The following is an 18,700-nucleotide window of genomic DNA, read 5'->3' as shown; positions in this document are numbered from 1 at the left end:
ACGACACATCTCTTTTGCATAAGGATTCATAATGCGCGTTTTCCCTCTGTTTTCCCTGTCATTGTTAACTATTTCTCTCTTACCAATGTTAGCAGGGGCGCAGGAGATGTCAGATGTAGAAAGAATAGAAACCACGTCTTCTCGTATTCAAGGAAAAGTGAATGCCTCTGGTTACGCTGTTTCTTCAGTTTCAGAAGAAACATTATCACTGCTCTCTTTTCAGCACATCCAAGAGTCGCTTAACTACATTGCTGGTGCTGGCGTTCAGCGAGGAAATGGGCAAGAGTATTTACCTGCCCTTCGCTCGCCTGTTCTTACGGGTGCTGGCGCCTGCGGAGGAATATTAGCAGCAGAAGACGGAATACCCCTGCGTGCTGCGGGTTTTTGTAATATTAATGAACTGTTTGAAGCCCATGGCGAGATGGCACAGCGTATTGACGTCATCAAAGGGCCAGCTTCTGCGTTATATGGTTCAAATGCAATTCACGGAGTTATTAACGTCATCACCCCAGATACAACACAAGGTGATGGAATACTGGGGTTTGATTATGGCTCATACGGTTTTCATCGAGTTAAGCTTCAGGAAGGAAAGGATTTTGGCGGCAGTGGCGTAGGTATAGCGGCTAGCTTAACCCGTGATACGGGCTACAGAGATGACGAAGGTGTCGACCAGGAAAAAGTGTCTTTACGTCATAGATTAGAGTGGGATAACACCATTATCACCAGCGGGATGACATATACACACTTAGATCTGGAAACGGCGGGCTATATAGAGGGGTTTGAAAGCTATAAAGATACGCAGATAGCACGAAGTAATCCCAACCCCGAAGCGTTTAGAAACGCTCGAAGTTTTAGGCTATGGAGCAAATTCGATACAACGTTTGAGGGAGGTCATGCACTATCAGTGACCCCCTACATACGTAATCAAGATATGCGTTTTCGCATGCACTTTTTACCGGGAAAACCCCTTGAAGAGAACGCCCAAAAGGGCGTGGGCGTGTTGTCACAGTTTAACTATGTGGTAAACGACAGGATATCGTTAGATGTTGGCGTTGATGCTGAATACACAGAGGGGGAATTGACGCAATCTCAACAAGGCCCTACCGAAGGCTCGGCCTTTTTAGTTGAAACCATACCGGCCGGTAAACACTACGATTATGACGTTGATGCAACGTTGCTCGCGCCGTTTTTTGCGTTGAATTGGCAGGATGATAAGTGGGCTATTCAGTTAGGCGGACGCTTTGAAACTATGCGGTACGACTACGCCAATAACATGAACACAGGTCGTGTACGAGAAAATGGAACTGAATGTGGATTTGGTGGCTGCCGCTATTCTCGACCGGCAGACAGTGAAAATGATTATAACAATTTCAGCCCTAAGCTCTCATTGCGCTATCAGCTTAGCCCCCAAATTCAACTTTTCGGTGGGGTAGCCCGCGGCTATCGCGCGCCCCAAGCTACTGAACTCTATCGTTTACAGCGTGCTCAAACGGTGACCGAGCTTGAATCAGTCACGGCTGATAACGTTGAACTAGGTATTACGGGTTCATTACTTTCAGGTGGCTATACGCTGTCGTTTTATAGCTTGGAAAAAGATAATGTAATTTATCGCGATAGCGACTTTTTTAACGTTAGCAACGGAGAGACGTGGCACCGAGGTGTTGAACTCACTTTTGACCAGCAACTGAGTGACGTTTTACGCGTTGATTTTGCAGGCACTTATGCAAGGCATACTTACGAGCACAGTCAACTTTCAGGTGAGCTGGACATTAAGGGCAACGACATTGATACGGCACCTAAAGTTTTATTCAATACCCGTTTAAGCTATGACGTTACAGAGGAAATACAGGCTCAGTTGGAATGGCAACATGTGTCTAGCTACTATACCGACGCTGAAAATCTCAATGAGTATGATGGTCATGACTTGGTTCATGGTCGAATAAGCTGGGATGTAACAAATAGCATTACCCTATATGCGCGCATCAACAATATGCTAGATACTGAGTACGCCGAACGCGCTGACTACACGAGTTTTTCTGGCCCGCGTTACTTCCCTGGCAGACCCCGTAATTTTATGCTTTCCGCATCGTTTATTCTGTAAAGAAAATAAAAACTCCTGATAATTATCTATGCGGACTGGTATAACTATTAATCTTGAAAATACAGGCTATGGACGCGATTTGCTTGTGCATAATGGGCGACGGGCGTAGTCTGTAATAATCAGCATGGGTCGCAGTTACGCCATGTATAGCGCTTTTTCTCTTAACGAAGCAGGCGATATACGTGGAATGATTGTTAATAGGTATACCCATGCAAAAAATAGTAATTGTTGGTGGCGGTGCTGGTGGTCTTGAATTAGCCAGTCGCTTAAGCCGCACCCTCGGGAGAAAAAAGCAAGCCGAAATCACCCTCGTCGACCGAAGTCGAACCCATATTTGGAAGCCGCTACTTCATGAGGTAGCCGCCGGTGTTATAGATAAGCATTCAGACGGTGTGGACTATGCAATCCATGCTGCAGCTCATCATTACCGTTTTCAGCTTGGTGAAATGTGTTCACTTAATGCGAATGAAAAAACCATAACCTTGTTGCCATTGATTGACGAAGAGGGTACGCAGGTCCTACCTGAGCGTGAAATTCATTATGACCAGCTGGTACTGGCCATTGGAAGTGTAAGCAACGATTTTGGTACACCGGGCGTAGCAGACTACTGCTATTTTCTCGACTCTCTAAAGCAAGCCGAGCGCTTTCACCGCGCGCTGCTCAATCAGCTTATTCGCATAAACCAGCAAGAAGACAAAGATGCAAGAATTGATGTTGCCATTGTGGGAGCGGGTGCCACGGGGACTGAACTTGCTGCTCAACTTCACCATGTGGCTAACTTGTCGAAAGCCTATGGAATGCCTGATATGTCTGCATCACGATTGAAAATTACGATCGTAGAGGCCGGCGAGCGTATATTACCTGCATTGCCCGAGCGCATTGCTAATTCAGCCAGAAAAGCGCTACACAAGTTGGGTGTAGATATAAAAGAGCAAACCATGGTGGCTGAGGCAGATTCAAATGGATTAATCACCAAGGACGGCAGCCGTATTGATGCCGATCTAATGGTGTGGGCTGCGGGTGTTAAAGCACCAGACTTCATTACAAAATTAGATCTGTTTGAAACTAATCGCGCCAATCAAATTTTGGTTGATAAGCAACTGCGAAGCTCTACGCACAAAAATATATGGGTGCTAGGCGATTGCTGCGGCTTTCAGCAAGACAATGGTAAATGGGTGCCACCCCGTGCCCAGTCGGCACATCAAATGGCCGATATCGTCGCTCATAACATAACGTCGTTATTTAACCAGAAAGAGGCCAAAGATTTCACGTATCAAGATTATGGCTCGCTGGTTCATTTAAGTAAGTACAGTACGGTAGGAAGCTTAATGGGCTCGCTATCAAATAGTAGTATGTTTATTGAGGGGCGATTAGCCAAGCTAGTTTATGTCTCTTTGTATAACATGCATCAGTTTGCGGTTCACGGAAAAATGAAAGGGGCGCTTAAGCTAATTGTGAAAAAGTTGAGTCAGGCAATAAGCCCGAAACTGAAACTTCACTAGTCTCTATATAACGAAAAGCCCTTCAAATAAGACGCCTCCCAAAGACCGAATAGTTGAGGTCTTAGGGAGGCGCTTTGTAAACGGTTTTTCGTTTACGTCAAAAAATATCTGCACGCTCTATTACTGCTTCACACCTTCAACGTGAAGCTCGAGTTCCACGGTTTGAGACGCTGGCCCTAAGTCGTAATCGATACCATAGTCTTTAAGGGCAATTGTAGTAGTACCCATGAAGCCCGCGCGATAGCCTCCCCATGGATCTTTGCCTTCACCAATTTTCTTGGCTTCAATAGTAATTGGCTTAGTTACACCATGTAATGTGAAATCGCCCATCACATCCATCATGCCATTGCCTTTATCAACAATCTTTGTACTTACAAATTTTGCTTGGGGAAAATCGTCCACATTTAAAAAGTCATCGCTTTTCAGGTGCTTGTCACGTTCTGCATGGTTTGAATCGATACTGTCTGTATCAATGGTTACCATAATTTTTGCTGCACTTGGTGCGCTATCATCGTAGCTAAAGTTGCCTTTGAAATCGTTAAAGCGACCCGTTAGCCATGAGTAACCTAAATGCTGAATTTTAAAATTGATAGATGCATGTGCGCCCTTACTATCAATCACATAATCCGCGGCCTGAGCAGTGCTTAAAGATAGCGCAGCGGCTAGGGCAAGTGTTAACTTCTTCATAATTTCTCCTTTTCCTTAATGTCATCGAAGCCGTAACATCTGCTTCATTGTGTCGTCTTTGTTTATGAAATGGTGCTTTAAGGCTGCAAGCATGTGTATCACTGACATTGTTATCACTGACCATGCAATATAAAAATGTGCATCTCCGGCACGATCTTCTTGGTTGTTAAATAGCTCGCCAACGGCAGGAACTGCAAACCAGTTAAATACATCGATGGCTCTTCCGTCGGCGGTTGAAATCAAATAGCCACTGGCAAACAGCGCAATCATTAACGTGTATAGAAGCGTATGGCCAAGATGACTAAGCTTCTTTTCTGTGGCAGTGCCTAATGAAGGAGGACGTGAAGTAAAAGCCCGAGTAGCTAACCGAAGAACAGTAACCGCTAGCAACAGCAAGCCAACACTTTTATGCCAATGAGGAGCGGTTTTATACCAGTCGCTGTAATAAGTAAGGTCTACCATCCACAAGCCCGATGCAAACATGCCAATAACAGCAAATGCGGTTATCCAATGAAGAAACACAACAAGTCGGGGCCACCTAGATTTCATTTCGTTTCCATATAACGAGTGTTAACGCTAGTGTAATTTCAATTTCTTCGACCAAACATCACTTTTAATGAGAGCATTTGTTCTTTTTTATAGAATAAAGAATGGCGTAAGCGACCACAGCGACGGTTCATAATTTACTAAATTCAGATTATGTGTCGTTTAATGGAGGATAAAATGCGCCAAGTGCCTCTATTAAACGTGCAAAATACACTTATAGTTTAAATAGGGAGCCACAAAGGTGGCTGACCACCCAAAGAATTAGTCTTTACAGTTGAGGTTTCACGCTTTGCGCGTTTCATACGTTTTGTTGGCAGTCATATTGCCAGCGCTATTTTCATCACTGGTTACCGTCTCTGCATTGGGAGAGAGCCGAGGTGTGCAAAATAGTGCCAACGAGCTCAGCAAAACCACAGCACTAGCAACCCTTGCTGAAGAGTGGGAACGGTCAGTTCATGATGTTGATGACGACCTGGATGACGGTTTAGCGTCTCTCCACGTTAATGTTGGTGTAGAAAAGTATATTTTTTGCACTGGCAATATAGCTGAGGCAAAATCTTACGCTAAGCTGCGCGCTAATATCATCAGAGGACCACCTTCTTATACTTAATCACTTTAAAAACCATATTTTTTATTTTTGATTAAGAGAGAAGGTATGCACGCCTTAAATCTATATAAAACCGAAGCTATCGACACGTTGGCATGGCCGGTTGTTGAAAACACCATTACTCTAAACTCGTCTGCAATGGCGGTATTTACGGACTTCAAGCAACACTTGCCGCACGTTATCGATGCGCGTACCCCGGCAACAAAAGTTGAGTCTATTATGCGTCAATCTCATGTGCGAATGATGCTGGTGGTTAACAGTCACAATCGTTTCATTGGTATTGTTACAAGTCATGACGTTAGTGAGCAAAGCATTATCCAGCGTTTAAGTGAGCTTAAAATAAAGCGCGATGAATTGACTGTTTATGACTTTATGCGGCCGAAGACCTCTTTAATGTCTTTTGACTTTACCGAACTGACTCACTCATCGGTGGGTGATGTGATTGAAACGTTGAAAGACTACGGCCAGCATCACTGCCTTGTTATGGACAGAGATAGTCACGAAATCCGCGGCGTCATCAGCGTTAGTGACATTGCTAGAGAGCTGCGCGTTCCGCTTGATATTCAGGGGCGCCCGACCTTTGCAGAACTCATCACTATTCTCGCTGCTTAATTTTTAATTCCGCCAATTTTGAACCATACTTTTACTGCGCATTGTCATAAAGCAATGCGCAGTGAAAAGCTTACACAGGCGTATGCCTATGGATGATCTAAATATCGTTATAGAAGGCTAGATGGTTTTATGCAGTATGCTCACGGCGAATTTATTGTTACTCGATGTGGAAGCGCGATTGTTACGCAGGCTTATGGTCCTTGGAATAGAGAGTGCGTCACACTTTTCGCAAAGGAATATCGCGAGAAAGCTGAGAGCCTATTTGGTCAGACATGGTGTAATATCGTTTGCTTATCTGGGGAGTCCTTACTTGTTCCTGATGCCGAGGCTTCGTTGCGAGAGCGCACGGCTGCTATGCATCCACTCGGCCTTACTCACGTTGCTCTGGTGATGGGAGATTCCAGCGCTAAAGCGACCACCAAAGCTCAACTGAAGCGGGTTTATCGAGACCTTAATATCGACACAATTTTTGTAGATTTTATTGCTCAAGCTGTGGAATGGCTAACAGACAAAGGGTTTTCAATCGAACATGAGAATATGTCTGAACACTTGGAAAAAGTGGCATTAAAATGAAAGAGTAAAAGTGGTACGCATTTCGCAACTAGTTAACACATCAACGTAATATTGTGCATTGAAACGAGGCGATACCATGAACAGATCACTATTTCCAACCAGTGTTGTGACCAAAGCATTTACTTGGGCATACCAAGAACTGGGTTTAAGTATTAAGCAAGCCTCTGAAATATTAGGTATTTCCCCATCTTCTCTTGCTCAAACTACATTACTAGGGTTTGAAAGCGGAACCATAGAGTATCGGAAACAGCTTGCGTTCATTCGTATGTATCATTTACTCATCACGCTGTCAGAAGGGGATACTGACCAAATGCGGGTGTGGTTCACCAGCTACAATGTAAGCCTTGAGATGTCACCATTGAAGATGTGTAAAGAGTATGACGGTGTAGAACGAGTTGCTGACCAACTTCGCAAATTAAAGCAATCTTGTTCAGGACGCCAGAGTGCACTTGCTACCGTTGAATTTGCCCATCAAGAACGAAAAGTTAGAACAGGCGCAAGAGTTCACTAGATTTCCCGATATTTAAATGACATCGTTAGAATCGATATCGCAGATAAAATCTGCACAAGCCTGAACTTGAGTTATTGGGATCATGTGGCCCGCATTAGGAATAATATCGCTTTTAGCATTAGGGATTGCATTTGTAACGGCGTTCATATGGTCAGTAGGCTTTAATATCTCATCATTTTCACCATACAGTACGCCTACTGGGCAAGTGATTTCGCTGTATCTAGACTGTTGTCTGAACAAACTGCCCTGCGCAGATACTGTATCCCTACTACCTTCATAGAAGCTGCGTGAATGAAGCGCCAAAATACCTCCACCTTCTACTGAAAAAGAAGGCGGAACAGCCTCAGGATGGAATATTTGCGCAAGTTGCTTTCGGCCGAATCTTGCTCTTAGCGGGCTAGCGATGGTTTTTGAGACGCTCTTACGCACAAACTCGTTAGGTATGTAAAGCACGGACAATGGGCCTGCACCGCCTTTTAAAGGAGTAGTAAGCGGGCATAAAAGCGATATTGAAGCAATTTTTTCAGGCGCATCGATAGCCATTCGAAGCGCAATCCCTCCACCCATTGAATGTCCGGCAATACTAGCGTTTGTAATGTTTTCTTTCTCCATCCACTCTAAAATCATCTTACTTTGCTGTTCAAAACTTGCAGAGGTGCGTTTGTAACGTGTGGAGAATCCGCTTCCTGGCCGGTCAATAAAGTAAACCGTATAGCGGTGAGCAAGCGTTTTTGCTAACGCATTAAAATTGTTACTATTGCCTAGTAAACCGTGAATAAGTATCAGGGCAGGCCCATTACCTTGTTTTTGCCAATGAATAATTCCACCTGATACAGGAGTAAGTTTTCCCGCCGGTGTGAATGCTGATTCAATATTGTTGTCCATTTTTGAAGTAAACCAAATTAGTCCAACAATGATACAAATCAAGAGTACCAGAACAACAATCATCGAGCGCTTCCTATGTGAGAGTGAAATTTAACCTAGCGGTTAACGCAATAATGGTCAAGTAAGCCTTGGTGATAATGATTTATAGCGTAGATGCATACGGTTGCACGTAGCTATATAAAGCGAGCGATAATTAGGAACTAAGATGGAATTACAAATAACGCGAAGTATCACAATAGATGATAGTGAAGCGGATTTACAGGCTATTCGAGCCCAAGGCAGTGGAGGGCAGAATGTCAATAAAGTGAGCAGTGCCATCCATTTACGATTTGATATTTACGGTTCTTCTTTACCTGAAAGATTGAAAGAGAAGTTACTTCAGTTAAACGACAAGCGTGTTACCAATGCGGGTGTGTTTGTATTAAAAGCTCAGAATTACCGCACACAGGAACAAAATAGAGAAGATGCGTTGGCGCGACTTGTCGCTTGGATAAAAGCAGCAACGATTGAGCAAAAGCCGCGTATAAAAACCAAGGTAAGCCGAGCGGCAAAAGCACGTCGGGTTGATGTAAAAAAACAACAGGGCGTTAAAAAATCTATGCGTAAGAAAGTGGAATTTTAATCAAAACTAATCTAAAGTATGAGGCTTATAAAAGGTCATTTCGCAAGACAACGGAAAATTCTTAAAACAACAAATGAATGTGTCTTGTGTTCATGCTAAATATTGGAACTTAGGGAAGCATAAAAAGTGACGCGTTCGAACGTAATTCCTATGGTGCTATTTGCAGCCATAGTGGTTTCGCTTGGGATTAACACACCGCAAGCCGCAAACGAGATCATCGCTCGTTTGTTCAATAAATCAATTTCAAATTCTGAACTTCAGCCATCACAGGCTGACGTCGATCGTTTTCAGTCTATTTTAACTGATAAGTCTGAAAAGGAAGTGCGGTCAATTCTCGCTCAGCGTGCATTGGGTAATAAAATTACAGAGTCTGTACTTTCTGACTTTGCTCATAAAAATGATATAGAGCCTGATGACGGAGAGGTTCAATCCGCTTATTCTGTTATCAAGCAGTGGACCGTTGAACTAGACGATAAAAGCGAGTTTAAAGGTGACGAACTTGAACGCTACCGTCTGGCCATGGCACACGGGATGGCGAAAAGCTGGAAAGTGTCCAAAGCATTGTATGACGCCTATGGCGGCGATGTAGTTTTTCAGCAAGATAACCCACTCACTCCGGTTGGGGCATACCAGCAGTTATTTGAACAGTATCGAGAAAAAGGTGAGTTTGTTATTTACGACCCAGCCTTTAAAGCGGCGTTTTGGAGTTCAGTTAAAATGAAATATGCCAAAACTTATGACCCGGAAAACATAGACTTCTCACTTCCTTGGTGGGAAAAGAGCATGACCGCTTCAGAAAAATAGTCAAAAAAGGCCCTGTTATTACAGGGCTTTTTTATTCTTTGCGAAAAAATAACTCCTCAGCGGAATAAAACCTTTCATCTAATCGTTATCTCAGTGTCCTTTATGAAAAACGGAGATAATCGGATGAAAAAGTTAAATATTGTAATTGCATTGGCTTTAGGTATCGCGTCAACGTCGGTGTTGGCTCAAGAAGCAACCTTTTCGGCTAATACTTCAGCTGATGCTTCAACGTCTACATCAGTTTCTCTAACAAACGGTGCAAACGCCCAAGCTGCAGCTCAATCAAGTATGCAGGCATCGGCACAGGGCGACACAGTCACTCAAAGCCAAATGTCTACCGAAAGTTCTGCTAATGCTAGTGGACAGCTATTGGCAAGCCAAACAGGCAATGACTTATCAAGCGGGCAAGAATTGAATCAAGCCCCTGAAGTCAATACCGAAGCCGATACCGAAGAAAGCACAGATCAAGCAGCGGCAAATGAAGTAGCACAAACGACTACTTTAAACGCTAACCTCTTCGCAAATAGCGCTCAACAGCTGTCTACAAACACAGCATCTTCACTGGTTTCTAATTCGCAGGCTTCCCTTGAAGGCGTTGTTTCAGCGACATCAGACACGGCGAATTCAATGACAGCATCGGTGGCAGGAACGCTTGCGGGTAATGTTTCTGGTTCAACTTCAGTTTTGTCGTCAGCATTAGGATCTGTTGAACCGAATACACAGCCAGAAGGTGAAGTGGAAAATTCTGCAGCAAGCACGGCTTCGGGAGCCGCTCAAAGTGCAGTAGAGGGAACCGTGGCCAACACAGTAACGGGTACGGTGACCAATACTGTAACTGGCACTGTTGCTATCGCCGTCGACGGGGTGATTGCTGCAACGGTAGCAAGCAATGTAGGCAGTACCGTCGAGAGCACGGTAGGAAATACGGTAGAGAGCACCGCGGAGAGCACGGTAGAGGCATCGGTTGCAAACACTGTGGAGAGCACAGTAAACGATCACGTTGCTTCAAATATCTCGGGTGCATTGGGCCTTTAACGTATGGACTTCAACGGTTAGGAGGAGGGAGAGCTCTCCCTCCTAACTTCCTCGCACAACCCATTCATAGTTGAAGACACCGATTTCACTTTCTCTGTAGTAGGTAGCAATAATGAAAACCCCACCATTTAAACGTTCACTCAAGAAAATTATTTTCGTCCAAGAGAGTCGCAAATACCTTGCTTTTGCTGCGGCTACCGCATTATTAGCAAGCAGTACAGCCTATGCAAGCAACAACAGTCAGTCAAAAGTAACTAATGATGCAAGAAGTACAGATGAAGAGAAGCAAGCGATCTCGTTTTCAGGTTCTGGTTACGTTGGCTATCGCCACGATAGTAACGTGAGTGTGAGTGAGCTCGACACAAATTCTAATGTGGACGACAGCGCCGTGCAGGCAGAAGCACAGTTAAGAGTTTCAGTGAAGCCAACGGATAATTGGAAAAACGAGCTCTCGATAAGTCAGGCAAATACTAAATATCAAACCCTCAACGAGTTTGATCTTGGCCTTACCACCTTTTCTGCAAGCACTAAGTATGCGTTAGACTTTGCAAAACTAGGTGCGCATTACTATCACGCCAGCGCTACGCTTGATGGGCGCGATTTTCTTACTTATCAACAATATGGTTTATCTGCGGGGAAACTGGTAGGACAGCGAGCTTATTTGCGCATTAGTAGCGACCTTATCGACAAGAAGTTTGAGAACAGGCCTGAGGACGCGCCAATTCGTGATAGTGAAGCTGTTGCCGTACGCAGTGACCTGTTTTACTTTTTTGAAGGGGAAGATTTTTTTCAAATTGCCCTTAAATACCAAAATGAAGATGCGCAGGGCAATGCGTTCGATTTTACAGGAAAGGGAATTGACCTTGCCTACACTTATCCATTTGCGGTGTTTAGTAAGCCGCTTGAGCTCAAGGTTGCTTACCAGCTAGATATGCGTGATTACGCTTCAGAACAAGATGGAGGTATAGGCAGGGAAGACGACAGGCACCTTGTCGAAATGAGCGTAGACTACGCCGTGTACGACCATGTAGATATAAGATTGTCTACCCAATACGGAGACTTTGCTTCTACAGTCGATGGAGCAAATTACCAAGAAACTATTGCCGAGTTAGGCATTAACGTTCATTTCTAGTGAACGTTAATGCCAATATGAATACGGCTGTATTTTAAGGCAGTACGCCGAAGCCGAACACCTTGTCCCGTCCGGGGCTACCAGCATCTAAAGCTATTTTCTGCATTTTTAATAAGGCGGCGTGTCTTTGCTGCTTTGTGCGGAAAAAGCAGGCGTACAGCGCAGTGGCACGAGGGGAGGCCATTGAGGTTCCTGTTTGCCTAACCGTTTTTCCATTAGGGTGTGCGGCATCAACCGATACGCCAAATGCAGCGAAATCCACATAGTCACCTTGGTTGGCCCACCTGTATATTGCATGTGATTTATCCACTGCGGTTATGCCAAGTGTCTCGGGGTAGGCTGCAGGGTATAAGGGTAAAGATGCTGGCCCTTCGTTACCTACAGCTGCAATGACTTGTATGCCGTTTGTGTCTAACTCTTGTATAACACGCGCTAAAATAGGATTGTCGGGCCCTGCAAGGCTCATGTTTATGGCATCAACCTGCTGTGATGCTAAATAGTTAAGGCCTTCAATTAACGACATCAGTGTTGCACCTTGGCTAACACTATTGCGCGAGTAAAATACACTAGCGTTAAATACCTGGCTTGATTCAGGTAGCGATGCCGCTATTAAGCTTGCTACTGCTGTGCCGTGATCTGAGGAAAAGGCTACGGTATTTTCTTGGGAAGTTGGCTGCCCTATAACTTTTCCATCACCCTCACTGCTCATATTGCTTTCTTGACCATTCTCACTCTTCTGACTTTGACCAACAATAAAAGAGGCTTGTTTTAGGCTAATGTGCGACAGCATCGGGTGAGTATGCACAACATGGGTATCAACCATCCCGATGCGCAAGGGTATCAAACAAGATTCAAATTTTTGCGATGATGCTTTTGACTTATGCTTAGTCTCTGGTTTGCTTGCGTTCGTAGCCACTTCGCTTTGCGATAAGTAAATATGATTACGTCCTAGTTGAGACTGTAGGTTTTTGGGTAAGATGTTGCGAATATGCGACACTTCATCCTTATCCCCCGTTACCTTTACTTTATAAAGCCACTGAGAGAGTGCGGGTAAAAACTGTTCCTCTTGTATTTCCATATTCTTACCATTGAAATATGCTTTATCGGCTTCTTCACCTATAAAAAGCCACTCTTTTTCAACGGCAAGAAAACCATTTTCCACACTAACTTCTTTGATAATTTTCTGACCCGATGCCGATAATATTGTTGTGGCTTTAGGGGCAACAAATTGGGGGGCGGGAACATTGCTAACTACACCTGAAGCCAATGTAGATAGGTCTCTAGCACCTTCGACAGACGTCTTCACCTTTCGTCTTGCCTCCTCTCGAATGCTCTTCAATTCAGAGGGCGCTCTATCAATTATCGGTCGCACCGGTGGGACCACTTGATTTAATGTGCCTGTAAGCTGGGCATGAGAGATAGATGCGGCAAACAAACCTACTATCCCCACAAAGAATGTGTACTTCATTTTACAACCTTACTATTTTTATGGGAGCGGTTCAGTGCCTTGAGAAGGAATGGCATAAATTGTGCCATGGTTATAAATAGAGTCTAAGTCACTGCTGCCATTTTATGTAGTGACGAATAGAAAGAAGAAAAATTCCGCTGAGTGTCGAAGAAGGGCTGCCAACCTAAAAACACAAAGCCCAAAATAAATTTTTTATTCAGCGGAATAAAAATACTCGTGGCTCGTTAATAGAGTTTTGATAACGGAAATCTTCACGAAGGTACATGAAAATGAAAGATGAGTTGACCGAACTCGTCCCGTCATTGAGAAAGTTTGCATACTCATTGACGGGTAACATACATGATGCTGATGATTTGCTTCAGAACACGCTAGAACGATTATTGAGTAAACCCATTCCTGAGCAAGTTACACTAATGGCATGGGCATTTAGAGTGTGCCGAAATTGCTGGATAGACGAATACAGGGCGAAGAAAGTGAGAACTAACGCTAGCGATACCCTTTCATATGAAGTTCAATCAGCGAATGACCATGTAGATATGGATGAAACGGTAACCCACTCAATAACATTGAAGCAGGTTTCAAGCGCTATGGATGAACTGCCCTGTGAGCAAAGAGAAACTCTCTCTTTAGTAGCAGTGCAGGGAATGAGTTACGCCGACGCTTCTGAAGTTTTACAGGTGCCAGCAGGGACCATCATGAGCCGTCTTGCCAGAGCCAGAACAAAGATATCCAACTTACTGAACGGGCAAAATGAGGTGCTATCGTGATCTTATCTGACGAAAAACTCTCTGCTTTTTTAGATGGAGAGTTAGATGCTGTAGAAATGGATACGGTTCGCGATGCTATAGCACATGACGTAAATGTTTCTGACCGTCTTGCCGCACTTGCAGATGTAGACAGAGTAGTAAAAGTGGCTGCAGAAAAGGCGACTGCGGTTGCGCTCCCTAAAGAAATCGTCGCGCTTTTGAGTGATGAAAGTCGCTTAAGAGAGAAAAGCGTAGTACAGGATTGTAGTGAGCGTTTAAATGGGGAGAGTTCAGCAAACCCGTTCTCAGCAAATCCGAACTCAGCAAATCAAAACACAGCGGAAAATGTGAGGCCGTTTCCTCAAAAAGTGGATACCGCTGATGGCGAACGCGTTGAAAAAGCAAAGTGGAAAGGAGTTTCTTCAACTGCCGCCATAGCTGCAAGTGTGGCGGTTTTAGCCGGCTTGGTTTTCTTTAATCAACAAGGTGCAGATATCTCACAACCTTCTCATTGGGCTAATGTGTCGTCTGTGCTCGACAGTAATTTGAGTGGAGAGACTACCTCGTTTGAAACTAGCATAACAGTAACGCCTACACTGTCTTTTTTAAATACTGATCTTAACTTTTGCCGACAAGCTGAAGTGAAGTCTCAAGATGAGCTAAATGTGATGATTGCTTGTAAAGACAAGCATGGCGGCTGGCGACTTGCCGCCAGTAAACTGGATGAGTTAGGCGCAAATACAGGTCAATATCAGACTGCTACGAGTGCCAAATTGTTAGAAGATAAGTTAGATGTGATGATGGCGTCTGCGCCATTAAACCGAGAGCAAGAGAAAAACGCAATTGAAGCAACTTGGCTAGCTGAGAAAGCCGAAGGAGTAGATGATGAAAACTAAAATTATGTTAGTACTTGCGGTATTGATTATGGCGGGCTGTGCAAGTCAACCTGATTATAGACAAGCAGATAAAGGCGGTTTCGGTTACAACGAAAGTAAGTTAAGTGATACACAATACCGCGTACATTTTAAGGCAAAAGGAACCGATAAAGGCAAAGCCATGGATTATGCTATGTTACGCGCTGCTGAGCTTACCCTACTGGAAGGTTATGACTGGTTTGTCGTTACCGACCGCGAAACCTTAGTAGACAAAGAAACGGTGCAGACCACGCCAACTGCCGGCTTTAGCCAGCGTTACGCACGAGTCACTGACTGCGGTGTACTTACTTGCCGTACGTCTTATCACCCCACTAGCCAATTTGAAACCGGAGTGTTCGTCGGGGGCTCTCAAAAAAGCGAAATCGAGAGTATATTAAGCATAGAGCTAGGTAAAGGCCCCCGTCCTACTTCGGCAACCAGTTTTGATTCAAGGGAAGTACGTGAAAATCTACAGCCGAAGGTAGAAGAGTAATGTTTTTCATTGGCTGTTCCTGAAATTCGGGTGATGATTAGGCGAAATTGCTCTCCTAGTACATCAGTGCTATATAGCAATGGGCTTAACCAACAAAAAGGGACGCAACGCAAAGTTTCGTCCCTTTTTAATTTTACATTTAGCAAATGATAACGCTTGCTAGAAAAGTACTCTCGCGTTAAAGCACTGTAGAATACCTAATATATTAATTGAAGTAAGCGTCTACTTCTTTTTCAGCTTCGTCACGGCTTTTGCCGTATTCTTTCTGAATTTTACCGACTAATTCTTCACGGCGACCATCAATTACGTCTAGGTCATCATCGGTAAGTTTACCCCATTTCTGTTGTACCTTACCTTTCATTTCTTTCCAATTACCTTCAATACGATCATTGTTCATGGTGCTCTCCTTAACTAAACAATTGGTTTTCAAACTGGACATAAAAACCGGCCAGTTAATTAAATAGGAGCAAACGGCATTCCAATGTGTAGGCTTATGAAAAATAGAGGGTTATTCAGGTGTTAGTAAATTATGTCATGGGTTTTCATGCAGGATTTACAAGTCGTTGCAAACCCTACATGGGTAATAGTTAGTTTAAGGATTGGGCAAATGCTTCACTATCCTGTCTCTTTTCTATTTTATGCTGATCTTCGCTGCGACCTTTCTTCCAGTAGCTACTAATATAGATATTCTCGTGTGCTACGTTTTTTTCATCTTTCAGCCATGTCCTGATCGCTCGCATATCTGAAAATTCGCACGCTACCCAAACCGCGGGCGTACCCTCTTGCCAATTAAGCTGAGTTAGGCGGTGTGGTAAGCTGTTTTTGAATTCCCATATCACCTCAATACCCTCAGGTTTTTTAAGTACCACCGCGTCTTTTTCGTCTTCAACCCGGATTACGGCATAGCCCTTGGCATGGAAAGGAAGCTCTGTGAGGTGATTTCTAATGCTGGGTAGAGCAGTCATGTCGCCTGCCATCAGCACCCAATCATAATGTTCATTTAATCCTTTGCTAGAGCCAGGACCCGCAAGCGTAATGATATCACCAGGTTTAGTACTAATTGCCCATGCTGACGCGGGGCCCGTTTTACCGTTGTTGGCATGAATTACCATATCTAGCACTAACTCTGGTTTATGCGCATCGAATTGGGCTACCGTATAGGTGCGCATCGCCACTTGGCTCATGTCAGTGGGTTTTGAAAGCGGATTTCCGTTTTTATCGAACATTAGCTTTACGTAAGCACCGGCAGTTACGGTAGGAAAAGTGCGGAGATCGTCGCCACCTAAATAAACACGTTGCATAGTAGGGGTTATACGAACCGAGCGAGTAACAACGGCATGACGAGGTTGTGGTCTGGACATAAGCTTCTCCTAAAAAATTCGATAATCATTTTATATGATAATGATTCTCATTGCTATTAGTTGTTTTGAAACGATCTGTCTTTTAGAATTCTATTTTTTAGGACGAGAAGTAGGGCTTTAACAGCGTTGAGCAGGCTAGATAGATTTAACAGTCGAGAAAGAAAGAGTTTATATAACACTGAAAAGTAGCGAGCAAAAGAAAAGGGGCTAAAAGCCCCTTAAAAAACCACAACATAACTTGGAAAACACATTTACACACCACAAAGACGCACACTCAACGACTTCATGTATAAAGTAAGATAGCCTAATTCACAAAAGGTTCCGCTTTTTTTAAAAATAAAACGTAAAAATTTAAATACCTTTTATTTGGCCTTTTTAAATGCCTTACTTCTGCTGTTTTACACACGTGTTTTGGCCTGATTTTTTAGCTGGTGAAGCGTTATAAAAATAATGCAGGTGGTAATAGCGAGGAGTGCTGATGCAGTCGCGAAAGGAAGGGCGATATCATATTGATAAATCGACGCGGCGAGCGGTGGCCCCACAATGTAGCCCATCGCTGTTGTTGCCGTGATAAGACCGGTAATGGATGGTTGCTGAGAAGGTGTGCAATAAGTTGTTGCGGCAGCGGCTAGAGAAGGATAAGCCATTCCCATACCTAGCCCCATTAGCGTCATTGCGATATATAACGTAAACAAAGACGCTTGCAGAAATAATAGCAGATAGGCCAACCCTAAGAGTGGTAACGCCATCATGATCATGGTCTCTTTACTAACGCGGCCTTTCTGAACCCATCCAAATTGAGCGGTGAGTGATGCGGCTGCACTCACCATCATTGCAAAGCCAACTTGTCTAGCAGCTTCCACGGGCGTGTAGTTGTAAAAATCAATAAAGAAAAAGCCTAGTGTTTGCTGCATCATCGCCATAGCGCAAAAAACACATATGCAAGCGCCAACAAAGATGTAAGGTGATTTTGTTTTTGAATGCTTATCAGTATTCACGGATTGGGCGGCGTGTTGCTGAGCCGAAGGAGCGAGAATCGGCAGCTTTATGTACACCAGTGTTAAGGCCATTAAGGTTAGTATCACAACACTATAAAGCGGCGCGAGTAAGCCGAAGCCTACGAGCAAACCTGCGTAGGCAGGACCAATGATTTGGCCCACATTACTTGCTGATGTTACCTTGCTTATTGCGCTTACTCGTCCCTGCGACGAACTTATCGCGACGGCATAACCTACCGCCGAAGGAGGTGTTGCTGACATAATCGTGGACTGCATACTGCGGCTAATCAGTAAGGCCAGGAATAAATTAGTTCCGCTAATTATACCGGAAAAGCCGGCCATCCAAGCGCTCGCAAAGGCAAAGGTTCCCACACTATAGCCTGCCAAGCCCACCATAAGAGTGCGTTTGAATCCAGCGTGCTTTGCTACTTTACTCCACACATTGGTACCTATCGCGAATATAAGCGCAGAGCTAGACATAATTGTCGCAATATGGAATTCAGAAAGGTTGGCCTGCCGCCCCATAGAGGGAAGTGTGGTGAGCATAACACTTTGACCAACCGACGTAGCAAGCAAGGCGCAGAAAAGAATTCTAAACACGGTGGTAGAAGCAGAAGACGTAAGCACAGGCTTGGCTCTTAAACGGGCAAAAAAGTCATTGGAATTTTAACACAAGTGGAGATAAAAAAATGCCCGCCAGAGGCGGGCCAAAATCAGAGGTATGTAAAGGCCGGGATGGGCCTTTGAGGGGAGAGGAATGTCGTCGGGTGACAACTCACTAATAACATCGACGACATTACCAGTGTCCTCACTATGGTTCTGTCGAAACAACACACATGTATTTCAACAAATCCAAAAAGGGTCAACAATCCCTTGCTGCACGAGACATCACTGTCAGTGCTTGCGATGTAGGTACTCGGTGCCTGCTTGCAATCCTTATGAAACAAGGCCTTTGCATCCTGCGAGTTTAATTAGGTTGTCTTTTTCCTAACCTCATCATCGACCAGCAATTTAACGAACCTTCTCCAGCTACCCTTCAATCTTAAATACTGATGCTTCCATTCATCCTTGGTGACTGATCCTTGTACATCCTGTGTCGTCAC

General features: G+C 44.2%; 20 protein-coding genes. 13 read left to right on the top strand and 7 right to left on the bottom strand.

The genetic code is table 11. The features are described from left to right. The first annotated feature begins 31 nt into the window (after nucleotides 1-31). Nucleotides 32-2,101 (top strand): TonB-dependent receptor, encoded by a 2,070-nt coding sequence (locus ACM0P2_RS18820; RefSeq protein WP_159119809.1) that lies wholly within the window; start codon nucleotides 32-34, stop codon nucleotides 2,099-2,101. Nucleotides 2,102-2,310: 209 nt separating this feature from the next. Next, a complete protein-coding gene (locus ACM0P2_RS18815; protein WP_159119808.1) occupies nucleotides 2,311-3,603 on the top strand; it encodes an NAD(P)/FAD-dependent oxidoreductase in 1,293 nt (430 codons plus the stop codon). Nucleotides 3,604-3,723: 120 nt separating this feature from the next. Here the strand turns inward: ACM0P2_RS18815 and ACM0P2_RS18810 are convergent, their stop codons facing one another. Further along, complete coding sequence (locus ACM0P2_RS18810) at nucleotides 3,724-4,290, bottom strand: YceI family protein (RefSeq protein WP_105932575.1); 567 nt, start codon at nucleotides 4,288-4,290, stop codon at nucleotides 3,724-3,726. Between the two features lie 21 nt (nucleotides 4,291-4,311). Beyond that, on the bottom strand, nucleotides 4,312-4,839 hold the full coding sequence (locus tag ACM0P2_RS18805; protein ID WP_159119807.1) for a cytochrome b: 528 nt from the start codon (nucleotides 4,837-4,839) through the stop codon (nucleotides 4,312-4,314). Between the two features lie 286 nt (nucleotides 4,840-5,125). Here ACM0P2_RS18805 and ACM0P2_RS18800 point away from each other — a divergent pair, with 286 nt between their 5' ends. The 4 genes from ACM0P2_RS18800 (at nucleotide 5,126) to ACM0P2_RS18785 (ending at nucleotide 7,139) form a co-directional block, all read left to right on the top strand. After that, nucleotides 5,126-5,446, top strand: a complete 321-nt coding sequence (locus ACM0P2_RS18800; RefSeq protein ID WP_201282663.1) for a hypothetical protein — start codon at nucleotides 5,126-5,128, stop codon at nucleotides 5,444-5,446. A 45-nt stretch (nucleotides 5,447-5,491) separates the two neighbouring features. Continuing rightward, nucleotides 5,492-6,055: a CBS domain-containing protein gene (locus tag ACM0P2_RS18795; protein WP_120962556.1), complete on the top strand. Its 564-nt coding sequence runs from the start codon at nucleotides 5,492-5,494 to the stop codon at nucleotides 6,053-6,055. A gap of 129 nt (nucleotides 6,056-6,184) precedes the next feature. After that, on the top strand, nucleotides 6,185-6,628 hold the full coding sequence (locus tag ACM0P2_RS18790; RefSeq protein WP_159119806.1) for a hypothetical protein: 444 nt from the start codon (nucleotides 6,185-6,187) through the stop codon (nucleotides 6,626-6,628). Between the two features lie 76 nt (nucleotides 6,629-6,704). Next, nucleotides 6,705-7,139 carry a hypothetical protein gene (locus ACM0P2_RS18785; RefSeq protein WP_159119805.1) on the top strand — a complete coding sequence of 145 codons (435 nt, stop codon included), beginning with the start codon at nucleotides 6,705-6,707 and terminating at the stop codon, nucleotides 7,137-7,139. Nucleotides 7,140-7,151: 12 nt separating this feature from the next. Here the strand turns inward: ACM0P2_RS18785 and ACM0P2_RS18780 are convergent, their stop codons facing one another. Next, entirely contained in the window at nucleotides 7,152-8,087 is a 936-nt protein-coding gene (locus ACM0P2_RS18780; protein ID WP_159119804.1) for an alpha/beta fold hydrolase, read from the bottom strand. A 142-nt stretch (nucleotides 8,088-8,229) separates the two neighbouring features. Here ACM0P2_RS18780 and arfB point away from each other — a divergent pair, with 142 nt between their 5' ends. The 4 genes from arfB (at nucleotide 8,230) to ACM0P2_RS18760 (ending at nucleotide 11,617) form a co-directional block, all read left to right on the top strand. Then, nucleotides 8,230-8,646 carry an alternative ribosome rescue aminoacyl-tRNA hydrolase ArfB gene (arfB, locus tag ACM0P2_RS18775; RefSeq protein ID WP_419226993.1) on the top strand — a complete coding sequence of 139 codons (417 nt, stop codon included), beginning with the start codon at nucleotides 8,230-8,232 and terminating at the stop codon, nucleotides 8,644-8,646. Nucleotides 8,647-8,772: 126 nt separating this feature from the next. Continuing rightward, on the top strand, nucleotides 8,773-9,450 hold the full coding sequence (locus ACM0P2_RS18770; RefSeq protein ID WP_159119802.1) for a hypothetical protein: 678 nt from the start codon (nucleotides 8,773-8,775) through the stop codon (nucleotides 9,448-9,450). Nucleotides 9,451-9,573: 123 nt separating this feature from the next. Then, nucleotides 9,574-10,485, top strand: coding sequence for a hypothetical protein (locus ACM0P2_RS18765; protein ID WP_419226992.1), 912 nt, complete (start codon nucleotides 9,574-9,576; stop codon nucleotides 10,483-10,485). Nucleotides 10,486-10,597: 112 nt separating this feature from the next. Continuing rightward, a complete protein-coding gene (locus tag ACM0P2_RS18760) occupies nucleotides 10,598-11,617 on the top strand; it encodes a hypothetical protein (protein WP_159119800.1) in 1,020 nt (339 codons plus the stop codon). A 34-nt stretch (nucleotides 11,618-11,651) separates the two neighbouring features. Here ACM0P2_RS18760 and ACM0P2_RS18755 read toward each other — a convergent pair whose 3' ends face one another. Further along, nucleotides 11,652-13,085 (bottom strand): S8 family serine peptidase, encoded by a 1,434-nt coding sequence (locus ACM0P2_RS18755; RefSeq protein WP_159119799.1) that lies wholly within the window; start codon nucleotides 13,083-13,085, stop codon nucleotides 11,652-11,654. A 269-nt stretch (nucleotides 13,086-13,354) separates the two neighbouring features. Between ACM0P2_RS18755 and ACM0P2_RS18750 the strand changes: the two genes are divergently transcribed. Genes ACM0P2_RS18750 through ACM0P2_RS18740 form a run of 3 tightly spaced genes read left to right on the top strand, consistent with a single transcriptional unit; the run spans nucleotide 13,355 to nucleotide 15,238 of the window. Continuing rightward, a complete protein-coding gene (locus ACM0P2_RS18750; protein ID WP_159119798.1) occupies nucleotides 13,355-13,852 on the top strand; it encodes an RNA polymerase sigma factor in 498 nt (165 codons plus the stop codon). Beyond that, a complete protein-coding gene (locus ACM0P2_RS18745; RefSeq protein WP_159119797.1) occupies nucleotides 13,849-14,727 on the top strand; it encodes an anti-sigma factor in 879 nt (292 codons plus the stop codon). Before ACM0P2_RS18750 ends, ACM0P2_RS18745 begins: the two co-directional genes overlap by 4 nt. Next, nucleotides 14,717-15,238, top strand: a complete 522-nt coding sequence (locus ACM0P2_RS18740) for a CC0125/CC1285 family lipoprotein (protein ID WP_159119796.1) — start codon at nucleotides 14,717-14,719, stop codon at nucleotides 15,236-15,238. Before ACM0P2_RS18745 ends, ACM0P2_RS18740 begins: the two co-directional genes overlap by 11 nt. A 205-nt stretch (nucleotides 15,239-15,443) precedes the next feature. On the opposite strand, the gene ACM0P2_RS18735 is transcribed toward ACM0P2_RS18740, so the two are convergent. The 3 genes from ACM0P2_RS18735 to ACM0P2_RS18725 form a co-directional block, all read right to left on the bottom strand. Further along, nucleotides 15,444-15,635: a CsbD family protein gene (locus ACM0P2_RS18735; protein WP_105932589.1), complete on the bottom strand. Its 192-nt coding sequence runs from the start codon at nucleotides 15,633-15,635 to the stop codon at nucleotides 15,444-15,446. A gap of 190 nt (nucleotides 15,636-15,825) precedes the next feature. Then, nucleotides 15,826-16,599 (bottom strand): siderophore-interacting protein, encoded by a 774-nt coding sequence (locus tag ACM0P2_RS18730; protein WP_419226991.1) that lies wholly within the window; start codon nucleotides 16,597-16,599, stop codon nucleotides 15,826-15,828. 398 nt (nucleotides 16,600-16,997) lie between these two features. Continuing rightward, on the bottom strand, nucleotides 16,998-18,224 hold the full coding sequence (locus tag ACM0P2_RS18725; protein ID WP_419226990.1) for an MFS transporter: 1,227 nt from the start codon (nucleotides 18,222-18,224) through the stop codon (nucleotides 16,998-17,000). Between the last annotated feature and the right edge of the window lie 476 nt (nucleotides 18,225-18,700).

Origin of the sequence: Alteromonas sp. OM2203, assembly GCF_048517045.1 — a bacterium.
Lineage (GTDB): Bacteria > Pseudomonadota > Gammaproteobacteria > Enterobacterales > Alteromonadaceae > Alteromonas > Alteromonas gracilis.
The sequence above is the reverse complement of the archived record's forward strand: the minus strand, read 5'-3'. Positions and strand labels throughout refer to the sequence as shown.

Coding starts and splice junctions, on each gene's coding strand:
- ACM0P2_RS18755 (WP_159119799.1), bottom strand. CDS start 13,085: ATGAAGTACACATTCTTTGTGGGGATAGTAGGTTTGTTTGCCGCATCT.
- arfB (WP_419226993.1), top strand. CDS start 8,230: ATGGAATTACAAATAACGCGAAGTATCACAATAGATGATAGTGAAGCG.
- ACM0P2_RS18750 (WP_159119798.1), top strand. CDS start 13,355: ATGAAAGATGAGTTGACCGAACTCGTCCCGTCATTGAGAAAGTTTGCA.
- ACM0P2_RS18765 (WP_419226992.1), top strand. CDS start 9,574: ATGAAAAAGTTAAATATTGTAATTGCATTGGCTTTAGGTATCGCGTCA.
- ACM0P2_RS18795 (WP_120962556.1), top strand. CDS start 5,492: ATGCACGCCTTAAATCTATATAAAACCGAAGCTATCGACACGTTGGCA.
- ACM0P2_RS18810 (WP_105932575.1), bottom strand. CDS start 4,290: ATGAAGAAGTTAACACTTGCCCTAGCCGCTGCGCTATCTTTAAGCACT.
- ACM0P2_RS18760 (WP_159119800.1), top strand. CDS start 10,598: ATGAAAACCCCACCATTTAAACGTTCACTCAAGAAAATTATTTTCGTC.
- ACM0P2_RS18790 (WP_159119806.1), top strand. CDS start 6,185: ATGCAGTATGCTCACGGCGAATTTATTGTTACTCGATGTGGAAGCGCG.
- ACM0P2_RS18780 (WP_159119804.1), bottom strand. CDS start 8,087: ATGATTGTTGTTCTGGTACTCTTGATTTGTATCATTGTTGGACTAATT.
- ACM0P2_RS18730 (WP_419226991.1), bottom strand. CDS start 16,599: ATGTCCAGACCACAACCTCGTCATGCCGTTGTTACTCGCTCGGTTCGT.
- ACM0P2_RS18815 (WP_159119808.1), top strand. CDS start 2,311: ATGCAAAAAATAGTAATTGTTGGTGGCGGTGCTGGTGGTCTTGAATTA.
- ACM0P2_RS18740 (WP_159119796.1), top strand. CDS start 14,717: ATGAAAACTAAAATTATGTTAGTACTTGCGGTATTGATTATGGCGGGC.
- ACM0P2_RS18785 (WP_159119805.1), top strand. CDS start 6,705: ATGAACAGATCACTATTTCCAACCAGTGTTGTGACCAAAGCATTTACT.
- ACM0P2_RS18735 (WP_105932589.1), bottom strand. CDS start 15,635: ATGAACAATGATCGTATTGAAGGTAATTGGAAAGAAATGAAAGGTAAG.
- ACM0P2_RS18820 (WP_159119809.1), top strand. CDS start 32: ATGCGCGTTTTCCCTCTGTTTTCCCTGTCATTGTTAACTATTTCTCTC.
- ACM0P2_RS18805 (WP_159119807.1), bottom strand. CDS start 4,839: ATGAAATCTAGGTGGCCCCGACTTGTTGTGTTTCTTCATTGGATAACC.